Raw genomic sequence first — 18,566 nt, forward strand, 5'->3', positions numbered from 1 at the left:
GCCCGACGCCCGCGGTGCGGCCCCCACCAGCAGACCCACCACGAGGAGGTAGGAGGCACCCCCCGCCCAGGCCACGGCCTTGGTTCCCGTCATCGGCGGCGCCCCCTCCCGGGAACAAAGCCGAGGTGCGCGACGCACGCAGGCAACGGAATGGTCGTCATGGGGTTCACGCCGCGACACTAACCCGACCACCAACAGCGCGGCATCAGCCCGGGGACGTACGCCCACGGTTCAATCCGGCCGCACGATTGCCGCCCACGGCCCCATGCCCGGACGGGGCTCCTCCCGGCAGTGTGGGTGCCGTGATCGAAGTCAGCGAACTCTCCAAGCGCTACGGCAGAAAGACGGCCGTCGACCATCTGTCCTTCACCGTGTTGCCGGGCCAGGTCACCGGATTCCTCGGCCCCAACGGCGCCGGCAAGTCCACCACCCTGCGGATGATCCTCGGCCTGGAGGCGCCCACCACCGGCGGCGCCACCGTCAGCGGCGTTCCTTTCCGCCGCCACCCGCGCGGACTGCGACACGTCGGCGCCCTCCTCGACGCCGGACAGATCCACGGCGGACGCAGTGCCGCCGCCCACCTGTCCGCTCTGGCCCGCAGCAACGGCATCCCACGGCGCAGGGTGGAAGAGGTGCTTCAGGAAGTGGGGCTGGCCGAGGTGGCGAACCACCGCATCGGCGGATTCTCCCTCGGCATGAAGCAGCGCCTCGGCATCGCCACCGCCTTGCTCGGCGACCCGCCCGTGCTCATGTTCGACGAGCCGGTCAACGGCATGGACCCGGAGGGCGTGCTCTGGGTACGCCGGCTCTTCCGGCGCCTGGCCGCCGAGGGACGCACGGTCTTCCTCTCCAGCCACCTGATGTCGGAGATGGAGAACACCGCCGACCAGCTGGTCGTCATCGGCCGGGGCCGCCTCATAGCCGCCGAGTCGCTACGGGACTTCGCGGCCCGCAGCACCCGTAGCAGCGTTGTGGTGGGGACACCGCAGGCCACCGAGCTGGCAGCGGTGCTCACCAAGGCGGGCGCCTCGGTCGAGCCGGAGGGCTCGGCGGGTACCGAGAAGCTCTCCGTGACCGGGCTCTCGGCGGCTCGGATCGGCGCGCTCGCCTTCGAGAACCGCATCCGGCTGGACCAGCTGACCACCCGTACCGCCTCACTGGAGGCCGCCTTCATGGAACTCACCGCCGACAGCACCGAATACCTGGCAGGACAGCCCTGATGACCACAATCGCCTCCGTCCCCCGGACCGCCCCCGCCGCCGCGCCGCCCGCCCGCTTCCGCGACCTGCTCGCCTCCGAGTGGATCAAGACGCGGTCCCTGCGCTCCACCCCGTGGACGATCGGCCTCACCCTCCTGTTCGTCCTCGGGTCCGCCGCCTTGGCCACGCTGGCGGACAAGGCCGCGGACTCCGGCCCCGCTGAGTTCCTGCCCTTCGACGCATACCCGGCGGCCGGCTACTGGACGCTGACGCTCGTCGCCAGCAGCATGGGCGCCCTCACCGTCGTGAGCGAGTACAACAGCGGGCTGATCCGCACCACCACCGTGGCCGTCCCGGCCCGCGGCTCGGTCGTGCTGGCCAAGGCGACCGTCACCGCCGCACTGTGGACCGTGGTCGGCACGGCCGCCTCCACCGGTTCCTTCCTGATCTCCCAGGCCATCCTGGACAGGCATCACGCCGGCGTTCCGATGACCCACCCCGGGGTGTTCCGGGCACTGGTGGCCTCCGCACTGCTGGCTCCGGTCTGCGCCCTGGTCGGTCTGGGCCTCGGCGTTCTGCTCCGGCATGCCGCCGGGACCATGGTCACCAGCGTCTTCACCCTGCTGATGCTGCCCCCCATGTTCTCGGAGACCAACCGCTGGTCGGCGGACATCAAACACACACTGGTGTCGGCCGCCTGGAATCGCCTGGTCGAACCCTGGGAGCCGGACCCCGGATCCCTGGCCTACACCGCCACGGTCCCCGGCTCCTGGCTCGTGTACACACTCTGGCCGCTGATCACGGTTGCACTCGCCGTTCTCGTCGTGAGGCGCCGCGACGTGTGAGTGTGCCCCCAGGGGCGAGGTCCCGGTAGCTCGTCGCAGCCTTGACGGGCTCTCATAGATGGCCAAATGAGAAGCCGCTGCCACACCCCCGGACGGTGTCCGTTTTGTTCGACCTGTGACGTCCCGGCCGGGTCGGCGTGCCGCACCGGCACCGGGAAGACCGCGGCGAAGTACCACACCCGCCGCCTCCAGCTCGTACCCCGCGTCGCCGAGGAACTCCACGTCCTCACCCCGCCCGACCGGGGCCCCGGCAAACGCTGGTGCTCGGAGCCGAACCCGACGGGGCCGAGCCCACCGAGCCCGCGCCGCTGGCGGCCCGGATCACGGCGGTCCGCATCGACTACGCCCGCTGCTCGACAGCCACCCAGGAACTCCAGTCCCAGCTCGACGCGCTGGAGCCGGTCTGCTTCGAGGTGTTCCACGAGAAGGTCTCCACCCGCGTCAAGGTCTGGCCCGAGTACGAGAAAGCCGTCGCGATGGCCCGCCGCTTCAAACGGCTGCACCCACAGGTCCAGGTCATCCTGACCGTCCACGAGTTCCGCCGTCTCGGCCGCGGCACCGACCTCCTCGTCGCCGTCGAGGACCTGCGCAAGGCCGGCATCGCCCTGAGGAATCCGCCCGCAGGCGCGGCCGCACCGGCGGCCGACCGCCCTGCCCCGACGCCGACCAGATCGAGTACGCCCTCACCCTGCGCGCCAAGGGCACCCCCATGAAGGAGATCCAGCAGAAGACCGTCATCACCCGTGGCAAGCACAAGGGAAAGAACCCCAGCCTGCCCACCCTCTACCGCACCCTCGCCGAAGCCGCCGAACAGCGCACGGACACATGACCAAGACCGTGCGCTCGACCTGCTACGCGACCAAGATCAATCTCACCGATACTGGCTGTTCCGTTGGTCCCCACGGCCGTGATCGGCCTGCCGACCGTCTTCTCCACGCCGGGGGACAAGGCCCAGGTGATCATCCCGGTCTCGGGCACGGTCACGGTCCTGCTCGTGCTGCTCCAGCTCGCCGCGGCGGTGATCGCCGCATGGTCGGCATGGCCGACCCCCGCGGCGGTCCTCGTGTCCCTCCTGGTGGCCACCACCCTCGTCACCGAACGGCAACGCCGACGGTGGCTGCTCGGGAATCACGCGGTCGAAAATCAATGGCCGCCCACGCCGACGGACCCCACCCTGTAACGCATGGAACAACCGCAACGCGAGATCCGTGCCGTCCACACGGACACCACGGTCACCGTCTACCAGGCCTACTCCCCCGAACTCGGCCTGCCCGCCGCCCGGGAGGGACGTTTTCCCACCGCGTGGAAGCGGGACCGGATGACCTGGATCAAGCCGTCGTTCCTGTGGATGATGTACCGCTGCGGCTGGGGAGCCAAGGCAGGGCAGGAGACCGTGCTGGCCGTGGAGATCACCCGGGACGGCTTCGAGTGGGCGCTGCGCAACGCGTGTCTGTCGAGCTACGTTCGCGGAGTGCACCCCGACCGCGCCACCTGGCAGCGTCAGCTGAAGCGTGCGCCCGCGCGCGTCCAGTGGGACCCCGAACGCGACCTGCGGCTACGGTCCCTGCCTCACCGCTCGCTCCAACTCGGCCTCTCCGGTGAGGCCGTACGGCGTTACGCCGACGAGTGGACGGTCGGCATCACCGATGTCACGCCCCTCGCGCGCGCCATCCACGCCCACGTGGACAACGGCGACCTCGACGCGGCGACCCGCCTGCTCCCCCAGGAACGTCCGTACCCCGTCGCCAACGAATTCCTGGCCCACCTGCGCGGCGACCTCCGGGAGCCCACCGAGAACGCGACGGTCGTCAGTGAGCCGTCCCATGGCTGAGCCACTGTCACCGGAGGAGTCGGCCACCCTCGCGGCGCTGCTCGCCGGCTCGGATCCGGTGCGCGGCGCCCTGCGCGGCCAGCTTCCCCACACGCGGGTGGTGGGCCGATGCGGTTGCGGGTGCGTGACGGTCGACCTGGCTGTGGACCGTACGGCGGCAGCTCCCGCAACGGCCCACGTGAGCCCGGCCGTTGACGCCACGTACGGCGGACCGGACTTCGCGGGGGTCATGGTCCTCACGGACGAGGGCTATCTCTCGCGCCTGGAGATCTACTCGATCTCCGACGAGCCGATCACCCGGTGGCCGGAGCCCCGGTTCATCGGGTGACCCCGTCGCCCTCCCGGTACGCCTGTTCTCGCGCCGTTCGACCTGATGCGGTGACAGCTCGGCCTGCTGTAGTAAAGGGGTATGACGCGGGGACATGACGCAGACCCGATTCCCGGCCTCGACGGTGACGAGCGTCAGGCGGCGGCGCGCAGGCTGTGGGAGGCGTGGCGTGGTGACGGGTGCGGGGCGGCGGTACTGACGGGGATGTCAGGGGTGGGGAAGACGCGGGCGGTGGTCGGCCCCTTGGTGGGCCGGGCGGCGCGCGCCGGTGTGCCGACCGCGAGCATCGATGTGCCCGTCGACGCCGCGGACATGGACGCCGTGCTGGTGAGCCGCCTCGCGGAGGAGTTGGAGGACGGTGGCCACGCCGAACTCGCCGCCTCGATCGCGCACCACGCCGACTTCACCTCGGCGGCACGCGAGGTGCTGCGGCACGGCGCTCTGATCGTCGTGGACGAGTTCCAGCGCATGCTCGACTCCGGCGGCCAACTGCGGCAGTCCCGGGCCAGGACGGTGGAGCGGCTCGCGAAGCGGCCGCCGGACGGCGGGTGTCTGTGGCTGGTGTCGAACCGGTGGGTCGACGCCGACTGGACCGAGTCCTTCCATGTGGAGGAGTTGCCGATCCCGGACGGCGAGGATGCCACGAGGATCGTGCTGAAGGGCCTCACCGCGCAGGACGCCGACGTCCGGTTCCCCGTCGCGCGCCGCGTGGAGGTGATCCGACGCCTCGGCGCGAACCCCCGTGTCCTGCGCCTGCTGGGGTTCCTTCTCAAGAAGCACTCCCTGGACGACCTCCTGCCGCCCACCGCGGTCCTGCCCCGGGCCCCTTTCCGGATGCAGCTCGTCGAGGACATCGAGCGCCAACTGCTCGCGAAGGCGGCGGAAGGCCTCTCCGACGAGACGCGCGCGTTCCTGCGGAACCTGTCCGTGCTGCGGGACTGGGCACCCTGGCCGCTCGTCGAGGCGATCGGCGGCGGCACGGTCGACCTGGAGACGCGGGTGGACGAGCTGCTCGAACGCTATCTCCTCGACGCCCGCGCCCCCGAAGGGCAGAGCGGCTCGGGCCCACGCACCCGTTACCAGGTCCATCCCCTGGTCCGGGAGGTCGACGGGGTACGTATGCAGCGCGACGGCGAGGCGTGGCGTGAGGCGCACCGACGCGCCGGCGAGTGGTACGCCCGGCCGCTGTACGAGGCCGCCCGGGTCCGCACCCGTGACCTGGTCCTGGCCGAGGCCCTCGACCACGCGCGGTTCCATCTCACGGAGGCCGGCGCGCAGGACGTCCTCGCGGACGCCATGCGGTCCGTGCACGAGTACGTCGAGCGCCGGTTCAACTGGTCCTCGCCACAGCCGTCCACGGACCGGGAACGCGACGCGAGGATCGCGTTGCTGAAAATCTATCTGGCCCAGGCGGACGTGCCCGCCACCCACTTCCACCTGGCGAAGCTCCTTCGAGGGCTGGGTGGGCGCGACGACCTCGTGGAGGCCCTGCGGCACGCCGAGCGTTCCACGGTCGGGGAGGACCGTGCCGATCCCTGGGTGCTGTGGGTGCAGCTCGTACGGGTCGTCGAGGGGCTCGATGCCGCCACGGCGGCGGCACGCGAGGCCGTCGCCCATGTGGCGCCGGCCAAGAACCTGTTCAACGCCTACCAGTTGCTGGGCCTGTATCTGCGCGACCGAGGCCGGATCGGTGAGGCGATCGAGGTCCTGAAGGAGGGGATGGAACGCGCGGAGGACAACCAGCACCGGCTGGCGGAGACCGCGGTGCGCTACGCCGCCGGCGAGCCCACGGCCGAACCGCTGGAGGACGTACGCGACTGGCTGCGACGGAAGAACGGTCTGGAGGTGCAGGCGAGTTTCGCGGAAGCCCTGTTGATGGAACGCCGGGGTCAGTGGCGGGAAGCCGCGGAGTTCGTGGGCCGGATCAGCGCGGAGCTGCCCACCTACCTCTCTCCCGCCCTGCACGAGGTGATGTGCTGGCTCGGTGCCGGTGAGACGGACCGGGCACGGACGGCGCTCGCCAAGATCTCCCCGGCGCACAACAGAACGGGAAACAGCCTGATATGGCTGGCGGCGACCGTCGCCCTGCTGGAAGACGACCTGCCCCGAGCCTCCCAGCTGCTCGGTGCCTTCCTCGAAACCCCGGCCCCGCCCACCACGGCCGACGGGATCCGCGCCGCGCTGCTGTACGACTGGGACCACCGGCTGGGCCAGTTCGGGGAGGCGTCCCCCGCGCTGGTCTACGCCGTCCTGCCCCCGACCGTCACCGGACTCCCCACCGACGTGATCCGGCCGCAGTACGGCGGCCCGGTCCTCCCCCAGCACCAGAAAGCGAGCGCCGCGCCCATGCCGGACGACCGGATCCGTTTCCTCGCCCTGGCCACCGAGTGGTCCTCGGCGCACGGCGGTCTGAGCACCTTCAACCGACAGCTCTGTTCGGCGCTGGCGGCGGCCGGGGCGCAGGTCCTGTGTGTCGTGCTGGACGCGTCACCGCAGGAGCACCAGGACGCTGCGGCGAGAGGCGTCACGCTCGTCGAGGCGCGGGTGATGCCCGGCGTCTCCGGTGTGCAACGGCTCTTCCTGAAGCCGGAGTTGCCGGACGGAGCCGAGCCGCACTTCGTCATCGGGCACGGCCGCATCACGGGCCCCGCCGCCCAGAATCTCGGCGACGCCTTCCCGCACGCCAGGCGCCTGCACTTCATCCACATGATCCCGGACGAGATCGAGCGGCTCAAGCTCGACCGGGGCGTCGACATCGGCGCCCTGGCCGAGGAACGGCAGGAGATCGAGCTGGGGCTGGGCGCGGGCGCGCACCGCACCGTCGTGGTGGGGCCGCGGATGTACAACTGGTTCCTGCGCGATCTGGAGGCGCGTGGGGTCGAGGGGAGGAGGATCCTCCGGTTCGACCCGGGATTCGACGCCGAGACCACGGACGTCCGTACGCCGCCGTCGGGTGCGCCGTGGATGACGCTGCTGTTCGGGCGGGCCGAGGACCACTACCTCAAGGGCCTCGACCTGGCCGCCCGGGCCTTCGCCCTGGCGCGGCAGAGCCGCCCCGTCGGCGCGACGGCCGTCGAGCTGCTGGTCCGGGGCGCCCCAGAGCGGACGTCGGGACAGCTCGAGGCGAGCATGCGCGACTGGGCCCAGGACCCGGCACTGCCGGTCCGGGTACGGCCGTACTCGACCGTGCACGAACGGCTGGCGGCCGACCTGCGGAGCGCGAGTCTGGTGCTCATGCCGTCCCGCGGTGAGGGCTTCGGGCTCGTCGGTGTGGAGGCCATCGCCGCGGGGACGCCGGTGCTGGTGAGCAGTGCCAGCGGGCTGGGTGAGCTGTTGAGCAGGAAGCTCCTCGCCCCGGACGACGCGGCCCGCATCGTGGTGGAGACGACCCGCGACGACGCCCGGGACGTCGCGGCGTGGAGCGACGCCATCAAGGCCGTACTGCGGGACCGGGAGGGGGCGTTCTCCTGGGCGTCGAAGCTGCGCAGCGATCTCGCGGGGCGCTGGACGTGGTCCGACGCGGTGTCCGGACTGCTGGCCGAGCTGGACGACCCGGCCGGCTGAACCCGGCTCCCGCGCGGAGGGGTCGTGGAGCGAACTCGCTGAGTCTCCCCACCTGTGCGACGGGTCAACTCCCGCTGCCGTACGGCCGGGTCAGGATCTCCAGGTTGTGGCCGTTCGGGTCGTCGAAGTAGGCGCCCCGGCCGCCGTCGTTGTGGTTGATCTCGCCGGGGCGGCTGTGGAAGGGGTCGGCCCAGTACGTCAGACCGGCCGAGCGGACGCGGGCGAAGATCGTGTCGAAGTCGTCCTCCGACACCAGGAACGCGTAGTGCTGCGGCGTGATCTCGTCGGGCGACTCCACGTAGTCCAGGGTCACCCCGTTGGGGATCTCCACCGGGATGAACGGGCCGTACGGCTCGCTCACCTCCAGGCCGAGGATGTCGGCGAGGAACCGGGCGGAGGTGTTCTTGTCGTGCGCGGCGACGATGGTGTGGTTGAGCTGGACGGTCATGGTGAGGGCCTCCCTACGTGCGTACGCCGTGGACTCCCACCACCCACGCTAGTGCCGTGACCGGAAGGGTTCACCGGCTCGCGGCGCCCGGCACGGCCCTAGGGCCTGTTGCGAAAGTGGCGTCGTCGCCCGAAGGGCGGCCGCGCGGCGTCCGGTGCGTGCTCTCGGCGTGCCGCCTGGAAGCCCTCGTACTGGGCGTACTCGGGCTTCCGGGCGGTGCGGCGAGAGCGCGTGCCGGGCGTCGCGCGGCAGGCGCCACTTTCGCAACAGGCCCTAGGTGTGCTGTCCCGGGGGACGCCCCTCGACGCAGCGCGTCCCCGGCGCGCGTACCCGCGCCGGGGGCGTGGAGCGCGGCACCCGGCCGCCGCGATCAGATCGTCGCCGTGTCGATCACGAACCGGTACCGCACGTCGCTCGCCAGCACCCGCTCGTAGGCCTCGTTGATCTGGTCCGCGCGGATCAGCTCGATCTCCGCACCGAAGCCGTGCTCGGCGCAGAAGTCCAGCATCTCCTGGGTCTCCTGGATGCCGCCGATGCCGGACCCGGCGAGGGTCTTGCGGCCGCCGATCACCGAGAACAGGTTGAGGGCGACGGGCTCCTCGGGCGCGCCCACGTTGACGAAGGCGCCGTCGGTGCGCAGCAGGGACAGGAAGGCGTCCAGGTCGAGCGGGGCGGAGACGGTCGACAGGATCAGGTCGAAGGTGCCGGCCAGCTTCTTGAAGGTCTCCGGGTCGCTGGTGGCGTAGTAGTGGTCGGCGCCCAGCTTCAGGCCGTCGTCCTTCTTGCGCAGCGACTGGGACAGGACCGTCACCTCCGCGCCGAGGGCGTGCGCGATCTTGACGCCCATGTGGCCGAGGCCGCCCATGCCGAGGATCGCGACCTTCTTGCCGGGTCCCGCGTTCCAGTGGCGGAGGGGGGAGTAGGTGGTGATGCCGGCGCAGAGGAGGGGCGCGGCCTCGTCGAGCTGGATGCCGTCGGGGATGCGCAGCACGAAGTTCTCGTCGACGACGATCTTCTCGGAGTAGCCGCCGTAGGTCGGCTCGCCGTTCTTGTCGAGGGCGTTGTACGTGCCGACGTTGCCGCCGGTGCAGTACTGCTCCAGGCCGGCCTTGCAGTTGTCGCACTCACGGCAGGAGTCGACCAGGCAGCCGACGCCCACGCGGTCGCCGACGGCGTACTTCGTCACGCCGGGGCCGACCTCGGAGACGACGCCCGCTATCTCGTGGCCCGGGACCATCGGGAAGATCGCCTCGCCCCAGCCCTCGCGGGCCTGGTGGATGTCGGAGTGGCAGATTCCGGCGAACTTGACGTCGATCAGGACGTCGAACTCGCCGACCGTGCGGCGCTCGATCGTCGTGCGCTCCAGCGGAGCCTTGGCGGCGGGTGCGGCGTACGCGGCAACAGTGGTCATGCCGGGGGTTCTCCTAGCAGAGGGTTCCGTGCCCGGCTGCCTTCTGCCGGGCACGGCGCCCAGCCTGCCACGTTCCCGGGAGCTCACCCAGGCCACGGCTTAGCGTACGTCCGCCGTGCCTACCACTGGCGGGGGCAGGCTCGTGTGCGTACGACCGTGAATACTGGGTCGTATGGACGAACAGCCCGAATCCGTCGTCGAGCCCGCGGCAGCCGGGGCGCTGGACCGGCGTGCCGAGCTCAGCGAGTTCCTGCGCACCCGGCGGGCCCGGCTGAAGCCGGAGGACGTGGGGCTGCCGGACTTCGCGCGCCGCCGCAGGGTGCCGGGGCTGCGGCGGGAGGAGCTGGCGCAGCTGGCCGGGGTGTCCGTGGCGTACTACACGCGCCTGGAGCAGGGCAACGGGCGCAACGTGTCGGCGGAGGTCCTGGACTCGATCGCCCGTGCGCTCAGGCTGACCGACGCCGAGCACGCCCACCTGACGCATCTGGCGAAGCCGAAGCAGCACAAGAAGAAGTCGGCGTCGCGCACCCAGCAGCCGCGGGCGTCGCTGCGCCACCTGCTGGACGCGATGGACGTCCCGGCGTACATCGGGGGGCGGCGCTCGGACATCCTGGCGTGGAACCGGATGGCGGCGGCGCTGTTCGGCGACTGGGCGGAGCTGCCGGCGACGGAGCGCAACTGGGCGCGGCTGGTCTTCCTGCGGCCCGAGTACCGCGAGCTGTTCGTGGACTGGGAGCAGAAGGCGATCGACATGGTCAGCTATCTGCGCATGGACGCGGGCTGCCATCCGGACGACCCCAAGCTGTCCGCCCTGGTGGGCGAGCTCTCCGTGAAGAGCGAGGAGTTCCGGCGGCTGTGGGCCACGCACGACGTCAAGGAGAAGGGCTACGGCGTCAAGCGGATGCATCACCCGCTAGTCGGCGACCTGTCCCTCTCCTACGAGTCGTTCCGCCTGACCGAGGACGGCGAGCAGACGCTGATCACGTACCACGCCGAGCCCGGCTCCCCGTCCGCGGAGGCGCTGCGCCTGCTGGCGAGCTGGGGCGCGGACGCGACCCGGGCGGGCAAGGGGTCGGCGACGCCTCGGGGCTGACGCCGGCCCGTCCCCCGTGCGGCCGGGGTCATCCCTGGTACGGCGGCGCGGCTCCCCAGTTCCACTTCGGCACCGGCTGCTCCGTCGGCCGCTGGGCGTCCGGGCCGGAGAAGTACACCGCCAGGCGTGTGCCCCACTCGATGTACGCGAGGAACGCGGAGCGGAACTCGGCGTCCGTGGGGAGGCCCGCCTCGTCGGCCGCGTCCTGGATGAGGTTGACCCAGCGGCGGCGCTGGTGCTCGGAGATGTTCTTGCCGACGTGCTTGGCGACCATGTGGCCGTGGTCGCCCTGGGTCTCGGAGTAGCGGGCGGGCCCGCCGAAGACCTCCGCGAGCCAGAGGGCGACGTGCTCGGCGTGGTCGGGGGCGAGCCCGGCGAAGAGCGGTCCCAGGACGTCGTCCTTGAGGACCTTGCCGTAGAACACCTCGGTCAGCCGGGAGAAGGCCTCCGCGCCGCCCGCCCAGTCGTACAGCGTGGCGACGGCCGAGCCGGTGCCCTGTACGTCGGTGGGCCGGTAGTGGCGCATCTCCTCGATGTCGCTGACGTAGGGCCGGATCTCGGCGAGGAAGGGCGGGAACAGCTCGGAGGTGCGGAAACCCCGGAGGTGGTCGTCGGTGGAGGTCCAGGTGACGCGCAGGATGTAGTGGTCGGGGGCCTCCTCGCAGCGGGCGAGTTCGTAGTCGACGCACTGGGGTGCGGCGGCGAGCGGGGTCGCCGCGCGCGCGTAGGCGGCGAGGAACTCGGCCGACCGTTCCTCGGGGACGCGGTACCGGATGTATTCGACTGTCTGAGCCGTCATGGGATCACGCAAGCACGAACGGCAGCCGGACGCTTCTCTTCCGGCGCCCTGTTCGCTCAGCGCTCAGCGAAAGCGCCGGTACCGTCGCCGGCCGAGAGGGATCGGCAGCAGGCCGCCGCGATGTCGAGCGCCTCGTCCAGCGACGTCACCTCGCGCCGGACTTCACCCGGCCACATGGTCACCCGGTAGTGGTCGTCGTCCAGAGGAACGATCTTCACTGTGCCGGATTCCATGTCGTACGGCTTACGGATCAGCATCAGGCTCCGGTGGCTGATGTCCGGATAGAACATCCGCAGGTCGGGGTGTGCATGGCCGGCCTCCAGGAGCGGGCGGTCACGCCGATGCCACTCGCTGGAGAGGAGCTGTCGCCACTTCGTGGGAGCGGGGGCACCGTCTTCGAACGCCTGCGCGAGCTCGTCCCAGCTCATGAACGGGAACCGGTCGTGCACCTCCCTCAGAAGGCCTCCCCGGCGCCACAGGTCCGCCACCCCCACCACCGCGCCGAGGTCGTCCGTCCAGCCCTCCGAGCAGGTGAAACCGAGGTGGAGGCAGAGCAGCACATGAAACGTCTCCCGCTCGCGCGGGTACACGACCATCCTGCCTCGCTCGGTGTCCGTCTCAGCACCGACGCCCCCACCGGACACGGCCCGCAGCTCGCCCAGGTCGACGCCCTGGGCCGACGCGACGAGCTCCATCCGCCGGACCAGGTCCGCGAACGACGCCCCTGTTGCCATGCCCGCCCCCACGATCGCGCCGACTCGTAGGGACACGATATGCGGCCGACGGGGGGCGAACAGGCGCCTCAACACCCTTGAGGGTGGTGGGGGAGTGTTCGGGGACGCGCCGTTCAGGAGCCGACGTTCTCCTTGACGGTGATGCTGCCCTTGCGGATGGTGGCCACGCGGGGGGCCTTCTTCGCGATCGCGGAGTCGTGGGTGACCATGATGAAGGTGAGCCCGAGCTCCTTCCACATGCGTTCCAGTACGTCCATCACCTCGTCCCGCATGCCCTCGTCGAGGTTGCCGGTGGGCTCGTCGGCGAGCAGCACCTTCGGCTGCTTCACCAGCGCGCGGGCGATGGCGACGCGCTGCTGCTGACCGCCGGACATCTCCCCGGGCAGATGCCCGAGCCGCTCCCCCAGCCCGACCGACGTCAGCGCCTCGGCGGCCCGGTCCCGCCGCTCCTTCCCCTTCACGCCGAGCGGGACGAGCGCGGTCTCGACGTTCTCCTGCGCGGTGAGCGTGGGAATCAGGTTGAACGACTGGAAGACGAAGCCGATGTTCTCGCTGCGCACCTTGGTGAGCTTGGCCTCGGACAGCCTGCCCAGGTCGGTGCCGTCGAGGACGACCTCCCCGGAGGTGGGCCGGTCGAGCCCGCCGAGCATCTGCAGCAGCGTGGACTTGCCCCCGCCGGTGGGGCCCTGGATGACGAGCCGGTCGCCGTCGGGGATCGTCAGATCGACGCCGTCGAGCGCGAGGACGGCATCCTTGCCCCGGGTGTAGCGCTTGGTGACGCTTCTGAGTTCGTACATGGTGGGTGCAACTCCTCTTGTGGGATACGGGCCTTCGGCTCTACGGCCTCGGCTACTCCACGCGCCGCAGCGCGTCCGCCGGCCGCAGCCGGGACGCCCGCCAGCCGCCGAACGCCCCCGCGATCAGCCCACCCGCGACGGCGAGCGCGACCGCGAGCCCGACCGTGGTGACGCTGACCGGCGCCGTCAGCGCGACGTCCAGCGTCCTGGCCGCCGCCTGCCGCCCGGGCCCACCGAAGCCGCCGCCACCGCCACCGGCGGGCCCGCCCGTTCCGCCGCCGCCCAGTTGGGCCTGGAGGGTCGGACTGACCGCCGTGACGGCGTACGCGCCCGCCAACCCGAGGGCGATGCCCAGCACGCCACCGAGCAGCCCGTTCACCATCGCCTCACCGACGACCTGCCGGGTCACCCGCCCCGACTTCCAGCCCAGCGCCTTCAGCGTGCCGAACTCCCGCACCCGTCGCGACACAGCGGACGAGGTCAGCAGACCGGCGACCAGGAAAGCGGCGACGAGCACCGCGATGGACAGCCACTTGCCCACGTTGGTGGCGAGGCTGGACGCCGTGGAGAGGGAGCCGGACACGGTGTCCGCGAGGTCCGCGGAGGTCGTCACGGTCGTACCGGAGACGTTCTTCTGGATCGCGGACTTGACGGAGTCGATCTTCTGCGAGTCGGTCGCCTTGACGTAGATCGTGGTGACCTTGTTCTTCGCGTCACCGAGGGTCTGCGCCTGTGTCAGCGGAACGTAGAGGTTGGCCGCCGAGTCACCGCTGTCGGCCGTCGCGACGCCGATCACCGTGAACTTGACGCTCTTGATGGTGACCGTGCTGCCGACCTTGAGCTTCTTCTCCTGGGCGTACGCCGAGTCGACGACGGCGACCTTGGCATCGGTCTCGGAGGTCTTGAACGTACGACCACTGGTGATCTTGGAGGAGGTCAGCGGGCCGAGCTGCGGCTTGGTGACGTCGGTGCCGAAGACGGAGTAGCTGTTGACGTCGAAATCGGCGCCGCCGCCGCGCACTTCGCCCTGCGGCTGACCGCCACCGACACCGCCCCGGCTGCCCCCGTTGCCCCCGTTGCCGTTCTGCTGGAACTGGCCGCGGGTGAACTGCCCGCTGACCTTGAGGACTTGGAGGCTGAGGCCGCCGACCGCCTCGGAGACCCCGCTCTGGTCACCGACCTTGGTCACGGTCGAGGTGGCCAGGGTCTGGAAGCCCCGCACCATGACGCGGTCGGTGCTCTGCTCCGCGTCGTCGCCGTTGTCCTGCGCGTCGAACCGGAAACGCGGCCGCTCCGAGGCGTCGGCGGTGGGCTCGGCCGCCTTGGTGACCGTCATGTCGGTGCCCAGCCCGTACAGCGACTCGAGGACCTTGTCCTGGGCCTTCCCCATCCCGGAGGACACGGAGTTGACCACGATGACCAGCGCGATGCCCAGCGCGAGTCCGGAGGCGACGACGAGGGCCGCCTTTCTGCGGCGGCGCAGCTCGCGCCTCAGGTAGGTGAAGAACATGCGCCGCAAGGTAGGTACGGTCCGTGATGAAGGGATAAGGCCTGGATCAGAGAACGATGAGAAGGCTCTGTGGCTGGCCTGTGCGGGTGGGGGCCGGGGCGCCGAATTGCGGAGCACCCCGCGTTGGGCTGCAATGAAGTAGGGGCGCTTCGCAGCCGGCTGGGGGCAGAGATGGCAGGCGTTCCCATGACGGACGAAAACGGTGATGTCGCCGACCACGGAAATCCCTCCTGGTCCCAGCGGAGCACCGCTCATATCGCCGACCTGCAGGGGCAGATCAACAGGCTGAGAAACCAGGTCTCCGCTCCGGACATGGAATTACTCAAAAAGGCGGAAACACATCTCGAGGCCGCGAGAAGGTCCCTGAAACGGAGGAGCCGACGGGAGCGGTTCACCGGCCGGGCGACGGACAGAGCACTGGCGAACATCCACGAAGCCGAAGTCGCGATACTGCGCATCCTGCCGGAAGCGGATCTGCGCTGGAAGGGACTGCCCGTCCTCGCGGAGGCGCGGCTGCATCTGCACCAGGACGACCTGCGGTTGCAGCACCTGGAGAAGAGCCTGGGAGCGGACCCCACACACGTCACCGTCGAGCACCGGGACCTGCTCGTCACCACCCTGCACGCCTCCTACAAGGCGGAGGAGGCGGAGCGGGCGAAGGTCCGCAGCTTCACCCAGCTCCTGTGCGCGGCGACGACCGTCATGGCGTTGATCGCCTTCGGCTGCGCCATGTGGGCCCTCGCCGAACCGGACGTCGCTCGGCGTTTTTGTTTCCCGGACAACCCCGACGACCCCAAATCGCTGATGACCGTGTGCCCGCTCGGAACCGAGGCGAAGTGGGAAGGTGTGTGGTTCATCGAATTCGTCGGCATGCTCGCGGCCGCCGTCGCCGGAGCGGTTTCCCTGCGCCAGGTCCGAGGAACGGCCGGCCCGTACCACGTGGCCACGGCACTGCTCCTGCTACGGCTTCCCGTCGGCGCCCTCAGCGCCGTGATCGGGGTCCTCCTCCTCAGCGGACAGTTCTTCCCCGGCCTGACCGCACTCGACACCCCCAACCAGATCATCGCCTGGGCCATCGCCTTCGGCATCCTCCAGGAAGCCGTGACCCGTTCCGTCGACCGCCAGGGCCAGTTCCTGCTGGAGAACGTCAGGACGTCGGGGCGGGATCCGGAAGTCCCCGGGGAGAAAAGGAAGTCGAGGAAGAAAGAACCCTGACGTCCGCTCCGGCGGCCGGAAAATCCCTGCTCCTGCCCACAGAGGGCAACTGGTGTCATGTGACATGCAACTGACCGTTCTCGGCGGCTGCGGCGCGTGGGCCTACCGCAGTCCAGGCATGAGCCTTCTAGTGCCGTGACCACGAATGTTCACGGTGTCGGCGGCCATGCCGTCGGCCTGCCGGTGTGGCGGTGGGAGTTCAGCCGACCTCGTTGCGGACGGCGGTGTCGAGGTCGGTGGCGGTCAGGCCGAAGGTCTCGGCGGTCTCCGTCGCGTCCATGTGGAACGGCGCGTACCACTGGTAGTCCATCTCGGCCATCTCGCGGGCGATCGGCACGATCAGCCCGGCCGTACGCGTCACGGAACGCGGTATCTGGATCAGTTTGATCGGTGGCCGGCCTGCCGCGACGGCGTAGCGCCGCGCCAGCTCGCGAATGGTGACGGCCGGCGCGGACGGCACGTGCCAGGGTCGGCCCCACGCGCGTTCTTCCGAGGCCAGCGTGATGAGGGCCTGTGCCATGTCGCCGTTGAAGGTGAAGGTGTGCGGCATGTCCAGGTGGCCGGTGATCCAGGCCGCTTTTCCCTTCTGCAGGGCCGACTTGATGAGCAGGGAGTAGATGCCGTTGGCGTCCTTGCCGATGTAGTCGGAGCCGCGGACCTCGACGGTGCGGATCCCCCCGGCGAGGGCCTGTTCCCACATCCGTCTGCGCAGGCGGCCCTTGTGCCCGGTGGCGGCCATGGGGGTGTGTTCGTTCATCCGGCCGCCGGGCTGCGGACCGTAGGCGTAAAGGCTGCCGGTCAGCGCGAGGACGGCGTCGTTCGCCTTGGCGGCGGTGATGGCCGCCGTCTGCAGGGGCGGCAACAGGCGCTCCCACACCGTGTATGAGGGTGGATTGGCGCAGTGGTAGATCACTTCCGCGCCGCGGGACAGCTCGGTCAGGCGGGACGGGTCGGACGCGTCCGCGGCGACCCGGTCGACCAGCGGGTGCTCGGGGCCGGAGCCGCTGCGGGTGACGATCCGGACGCTCTCGCCGCGCTCGGCGAGCAGACGAGCGACGTTGGTACCGATGGAACCGGCACCGATGACGACGTGCTTGGCCATGACGGTTTCTCCTTCTCCGGGGTATCGGTCAGTCGTCCACGCCGGAGCCGGTATAGGTGGGCACGTCGGCGAGCATGCCGGCGATCTGCGGGTTGAGCTCGTTGCGGCGCCGGTGCAGTTCCTGGATCTTGGCGTTCAGGTCAGGGTCGTCGTCGTCACTGACGTCGAAGATCTCCAGCCGTTCGACCAGGTGCAGTCCGAGGTGGTCGGTCTGGTAGGTGGTCGGGTGCGTCAGGTAGGCGAAGAGCCCGTCGAGATGTTCGACGACGAACACCGCGCCGTATGTGTAGTCGCCGCCGTGGTCGCGGCCGACGACGAAGGACTTGATGGCGGGGTTCGACCGGCCCTGAATGCGCCAGCTCTCCAGCACCCCCTCGATCTGCTCAGGCGTCGCAGTGGCCTTCATCGTGACTCTGTTGATGTGGTAAATCATGACTTACTACCCGTTCCTAACGTCGTTAGACTTCCTAACAGCGTTAACTATGACGCGCGTCGCCGGCGCGGTCAAGGCGGTGACTAGTGTTCGAGGACACCATCGAAGCGAAGTGACGGACCATGCCGACCAGCACGAGACGGGCCCGCGAACGGGCGAACACCCGGGAGCGGATCATCGAGGCCGCGCTGCACGTCCTCGAGACCGAGGGCATCGCGGCCCTGACGATCCGGCGCATCGCCACCGATGTCGAATATTCCGCGCCCGTCGTCTACCAGCACTTCGCCAACAAGGACGCGCTCGTACTGGAGCTGGTCGCGCACGGTCACCGCCTGATGCTGAGCGAGTTCCGCCGAGCCGCGCAGGAGCCCGATACGGACCGGCGCATGACGCGCATTGCGTCGCAGTACGTCCGGTTCGCCGGCGAGCACCCCCACCTCTTCCAGGTCATGAACGACCCGATGGTCGACGCGGACGAACGCCGGCGCGTCGCGGAACCGGTCATCGACGTCCTCAAGGAGCTGCTCACCTCCTGGTCGGCTGCACACGACGTGGTCCTGGCCGATTTCGACCAGGCTTGCGAGATCCTCTGGGGCACGCTGTACGGCATCGCGTCGCTCAGTCACCTCGGCAGCGTCGGCAACGATCGCGCCCGCTACCTCGCCGAACAGGCGCTTCGCACGATCCTCCTCGGTTGGCGAACCGAGACGCCGGCGAACGGTCGACCGGCGAGCAGCTAGGTGCTCTGACCGCTGTGGTTCGCCGGGTTTAGAGGGGCGACCGGAGTGTTCGTCGAGATCGTCTTCGTGGGGCTGCCGATCGATCGTGACGACGGCGAGGAGGCTCTGGAGACGGCGTTCGAGCTCGACGGCGAGGTCACCGGCGCGGGCAGCGGCATGGGTCGTTGCCATCTTGACCTTGAAATCGCGGAGAGCCGGACACGACCGCGGCCCTGGAGCGGCTCCGGGCGGTGCTGTCCGAACTGGAGTCGCGGACTGCGCGACGTCGAACGTCAGCGAATGATCAAGCCGCCGTCCTCGCTCGTCCGCCCCATCGGATGCCCTTCTCACAGCGGCTGCGGGCGCGCTCTCGACGCTGGGCGGCAAGGACGTAGGGGTGGCGGGCGTTGGCGTTGCGCCAACCGAGATAGGCGTGGAGGGCCCGGGTCTGTGTGGTGTGGTTGCGGTGGTTGGAGTTGGCGATGGTTAACTGTCGCAACGGCCCGAAGTGGGCCTCGATCGGGTTGGCCCAGGACTC

The 18,566-nt window shown here is 70.0% G+C and carries 18 protein-coding genes and 1 pseudogene; 10 read left to right on the top strand and 9 right to left on the bottom strand.

Going from position 1 to position 18,566, the window contains the following annotated elements; translation table 11 throughout:
- Positions 1 to 302: 302 nt before the first annotated feature.
- The 7 genes from ACGFNV_RS09230 (at position 303) to ACGFNV_RS09260 (ending at position 7,767) form a co-directional block, all read left to right on the top strand.
- On the top strand, positions 303 to 1,220 hold the full coding sequence (locus tag ACGFNV_RS09230; protein ID WP_393620752.1) for an ATP-binding cassette domain-containing protein: 918 nt from the start codon (positions 303 to 305) through the stop codon (positions 1,218 to 1,220).
- Positions 1,220 to 2,044 (top strand): ABC transporter permease, encoded by an 825-nt coding sequence (locus ACGFNV_RS09235; RefSeq protein ID WP_393620754.1) that lies wholly within the window; start codon positions 1,220 to 1,222, stop codon positions 2,042 to 2,044. Before ACGFNV_RS09230 ends, ACGFNV_RS09235 begins: the two co-directional genes overlap by 1 nt.
- Before the next feature lie 260 nt (positions 2,045 to 2,304).
- Positions 2,305 to 2,757 (top strand): recombinase family protein, encoded by a 453-nt coding sequence (locus tag ACGFNV_RS09240; RefSeq protein ID WP_393620755.1) that lies wholly within the window; start codon positions 2,305 to 2,307, stop codon positions 2,755 to 2,757.
- Positions 2,758 to 2,936: 179 nt separating this feature from the next.
- Entirely contained in the window at positions 2,937 to 3,224 is a 288-nt protein-coding gene (locus tag ACGFNV_RS09245) for a hypothetical protein (protein ID WP_393620756.1), read from the top strand.
- A 3-nt stretch (positions 3,225 to 3,227) separates the two neighbouring features.
- Positions 3,228 to 3,875, top strand: coding sequence for a DUF4291 domain-containing protein (locus ACGFNV_RS09250; protein WP_393620757.1), 648 nt, complete (start codon positions 3,228 to 3,230; stop codon positions 3,873 to 3,875).
- Complete coding sequence (locus ACGFNV_RS09255) at positions 3,868 to 4,203, top strand: hypothetical protein (protein ID WP_393620759.1); 336 nt, start codon at positions 3,868 to 3,870, stop codon at positions 4,201 to 4,203. The genes ACGFNV_RS09250 and ACGFNV_RS09255 overlap by 8 nt, the downstream gene beginning before the upstream one ends.
- A gap of 81 nt (positions 4,204 to 4,284) precedes the next feature.
- Positions 4,285 to 7,767 (top strand): glycosyltransferase, encoded by a 3,483-nt coding sequence (locus ACGFNV_RS09260; RefSeq protein ID WP_393620761.1) that lies wholly within the window; start codon positions 4,285 to 4,287, stop codon positions 7,765 to 7,767.
- Between the two features lie 64 nt (positions 7,768 to 7,831).
- Here the strand turns inward: ACGFNV_RS09260 and ACGFNV_RS09265 are convergent, their stop codons facing one another.
- On the bottom strand, positions 7,832 to 8,215 hold the full coding sequence (locus tag ACGFNV_RS09265; protein WP_393620763.1) for a VOC family protein: 384 nt from the start codon (positions 8,213 to 8,215) through the stop codon (positions 7,832 to 7,834).
- Between the two features lie 370 nt (positions 8,216 to 8,585).
- Positions 8,586 to 9,626 carry an NAD(P)-dependent alcohol dehydrogenase gene (locus tag ACGFNV_RS09270; RefSeq protein WP_393620765.1) on the bottom strand — a complete coding sequence of 347 codons (1,041 nt, stop codon included), beginning with the start codon at positions 9,624 to 9,626 and terminating at the stop codon, positions 8,586 to 8,588.
- Between the two features lie 172 nt (positions 9,627 to 9,798).
- On the opposite strand from ACGFNV_RS09270, the gene ACGFNV_RS09275 reads away from it, so the two are divergent.
- The gene (locus ACGFNV_RS09275) at positions 9,799 to 10,719 is read left to right on the top strand and encodes a helix-turn-helix domain-containing protein (protein ID WP_393620767.1); all 921 of its coding nucleotides are present in this window, start codon (positions 9,799 to 9,801) and stop codon (positions 10,717 to 10,719) included.
- A 28-nt stretch (positions 10,720 to 10,747) separates the two neighbouring features.
- Here the strand turns inward: ACGFNV_RS09275 and ACGFNV_RS09280 are convergent, their stop codons facing one another.
- From ACGFNV_RS09280 to ACGFNV_RS09295, 4 genes are all read right to left on the bottom strand, one after another.
- Complete coding sequence (locus ACGFNV_RS09280) at positions 10,748 to 11,518, bottom strand: group II truncated hemoglobin (protein WP_393620768.1); 771 nt, start codon at positions 11,516 to 11,518, stop codon at positions 10,748 to 10,750.
- Positions 11,519 to 11,574: 56 nt separating this feature from the next.
- Positions 11,575 to 12,252: a DUF6193 family natural product biosynthesis protein gene (locus ACGFNV_RS09285; RefSeq protein ID WP_393620770.1), complete on the bottom strand. Its 678-nt coding sequence runs from the start codon at positions 12,250 to 12,252 to the stop codon at positions 11,575 to 11,577.
- 113 nt (positions 12,253 to 12,365) lie between these two features.
- A complete protein-coding gene (locus ACGFNV_RS09290; protein WP_393620771.1) occupies positions 12,366 to 13,049 on the bottom strand; it encodes an ABC transporter ATP-binding protein in 684 nt (227 codons plus the stop codon).
- Between the two features lie 52 nt (positions 13,050 to 13,101).
- The gene (locus tag ACGFNV_RS09295; protein WP_393620773.1) at positions 13,102 to 14,559 is read right to left on the bottom strand and encodes an ABC transporter permease; all 1,458 of its coding nucleotides are present in this window, start codon (positions 14,557 to 14,559) and stop codon (positions 13,102 to 13,104) included.
- A 186-nt stretch (positions 14,560 to 14,745) separates the two neighbouring features.
- On the opposite strand from ACGFNV_RS09295, the gene ACGFNV_RS09300 reads away from it, so the two are divergent.
- Positions 14,746 to 15,774 (top strand): hypothetical protein, encoded by a 1,029-nt coding sequence (locus tag ACGFNV_RS09300; protein WP_393620775.1) that lies wholly within the window; start codon positions 14,746 to 14,748, stop codon positions 15,772 to 15,774.
- A 199-nt stretch (positions 15,775 to 15,973) separates the two neighbouring features.
- On the opposite strand, the gene ACGFNV_RS09305 is transcribed toward ACGFNV_RS09300, so the two are convergent.
- Complete coding sequence (locus tag ACGFNV_RS09305; RefSeq protein ID WP_393620777.1) at positions 15,974 to 16,876, bottom strand: SDR family oxidoreductase; 903 nt, start codon at positions 16,874 to 16,876, stop codon at positions 15,974 to 15,976.
- A gap of 28 nt (positions 16,877 to 16,904) precedes the next feature.
- Complete coding sequence (locus ACGFNV_RS09310; RefSeq protein WP_393620779.1) at positions 16,905 to 17,309, bottom strand: Dabb family protein; 405 nt, start codon at positions 17,307 to 17,309, stop codon at positions 16,905 to 16,907.
- 122 nt (positions 17,310 to 17,431) lie between these two features.
- Here ACGFNV_RS09310 and ACGFNV_RS09315 point away from each other — a divergent pair, with 122 nt between their 5' ends.
- A complete protein-coding gene (locus ACGFNV_RS09315) occupies positions 17,432 to 18,049 on the top strand; it encodes a TetR/AcrR family transcriptional regulator (RefSeq protein WP_393620781.1) in 618 nt (205 codons plus the stop codon).
- 283 nt (positions 18,050 to 18,332) lie between these two features.
- Here ACGFNV_RS09315 and ACGFNV_RS09320 read toward each other — a convergent pair.
- A pseudogene (locus ACGFNV_RS09320) lies at positions 18,333 to 18,563 on the bottom strand (IS630 family transposase); the annotation flags it as partial.
- Positions 18,564 to 18,566: the final 3 nt, after the last annotated feature.

This window comes from Streptomyces sp. NPDC048751, assembly GCF_043198595.1.
Taxonomy (GTDB): Bacteria; Actinomycetota; Actinomycetes; order Streptomycetales; family Streptomycetaceae; genus Streptomyces.

What these genes read in the sequence shown, in the direction of transcription:
- ACGFNV_RS09235 (WP_393620754.1), top strand. Translation starts at nt 1,220, where the DNA reads ATGACCACAATCGCCTCCGTCCCCCGGACCGCCCCCGCCGCCGCGCCG.
- ACGFNV_RS09250 (WP_393620757.1), top strand. Translation starts at nt 3,228, where the DNA reads ATGGAACAACCGCAACGCGAGATCCGTGCCGTCCACACGGACACCACG.
- ACGFNV_RS09255 (WP_393620759.1), top strand. Translation starts at nt 3,868, where the DNA reads ATGGCTGAGCCACTGTCACCGGAGGAGTCGGCCACCCTCGCGGCGCTG.
- ACGFNV_RS09260 (WP_393620761.1), top strand. Translation starts at nt 4,285, where the DNA reads ATGACGCGGGGACATGACGCAGACCCGATTCCCGGCCTCGACGGTGAC.
- ACGFNV_RS09265 (WP_393620763.1), bottom strand. Translation starts at nt 8,215, where the DNA reads ATGACCGTCCAGCTCAACCACACCATCGTCGCCGCGCACGACAAGAAC.
- ACGFNV_RS09270 (WP_393620765.1), bottom strand. Translation starts at nt 9,626, where the DNA reads ATGACCACTGTTGCCGCGTACGCCGCACCCGCCGCCAAGGCTCCGCTG.
- ACGFNV_RS09275 (WP_393620767.1), top strand. Translation starts at nt 9,799, where the DNA reads ATGGACGAACAGCCCGAATCCGTCGTCGAGCCCGCGGCAGCCGGGGCG.
- ACGFNV_RS09280 (WP_393620768.1), bottom strand. Translation starts at nt 11,518, where the DNA reads ATGACGGCTCAGACAGTCGAATACATCCGGTACCGCGTCCCCGAGGAA.
- ACGFNV_RS09285 (WP_393620770.1), bottom strand. Translation starts at nt 12,252, where the DNA reads ATGGCAACAGGGGCGTCGTTCGCGGACCTGGTCCGGCGGATGGAGCTC.
- ACGFNV_RS09290 (WP_393620771.1), bottom strand. Translation starts at nt 13,049, where the DNA reads ATGTACGAACTCAGAAGCGTCACCAAGCGCTACACCCGGGGCAAGGAT.
- ACGFNV_RS09295 (WP_393620773.1), bottom strand. Translation starts at nt 14,559, where the DNA reads ATGTTCTTCACCTACCTGAGGCGCGAGCTGCGCCGCCGCAGAAAGGCG.
- ACGFNV_RS09300 (WP_393620775.1), top strand. Translation starts at nt 14,746, where the DNA reads ATGACGGACGAAAACGGTGATGTCGCCGACCACGGAAATCCCTCCTGG.
- ACGFNV_RS09305 (WP_393620777.1), bottom strand. Translation starts at nt 16,876, where the DNA reads ATGGCCAAGCACGTCGTCATCGGTGCCGGTTCCATCGGTACCAACGTC.
- ACGFNV_RS09310 (WP_393620779.1), bottom strand. Translation starts at nt 17,309, where the DNA reads ATGATTTACCACATCAACAGAGTCACGATGAAGGCCACTGCGACGCCT.
- ACGFNV_RS09315 (WP_393620781.1), top strand. Translation starts at nt 17,432, where the DNA reads ATGCCGACCAGCACGAGACGGGCCCGCGAACGGGCGAACACCCGGGAG.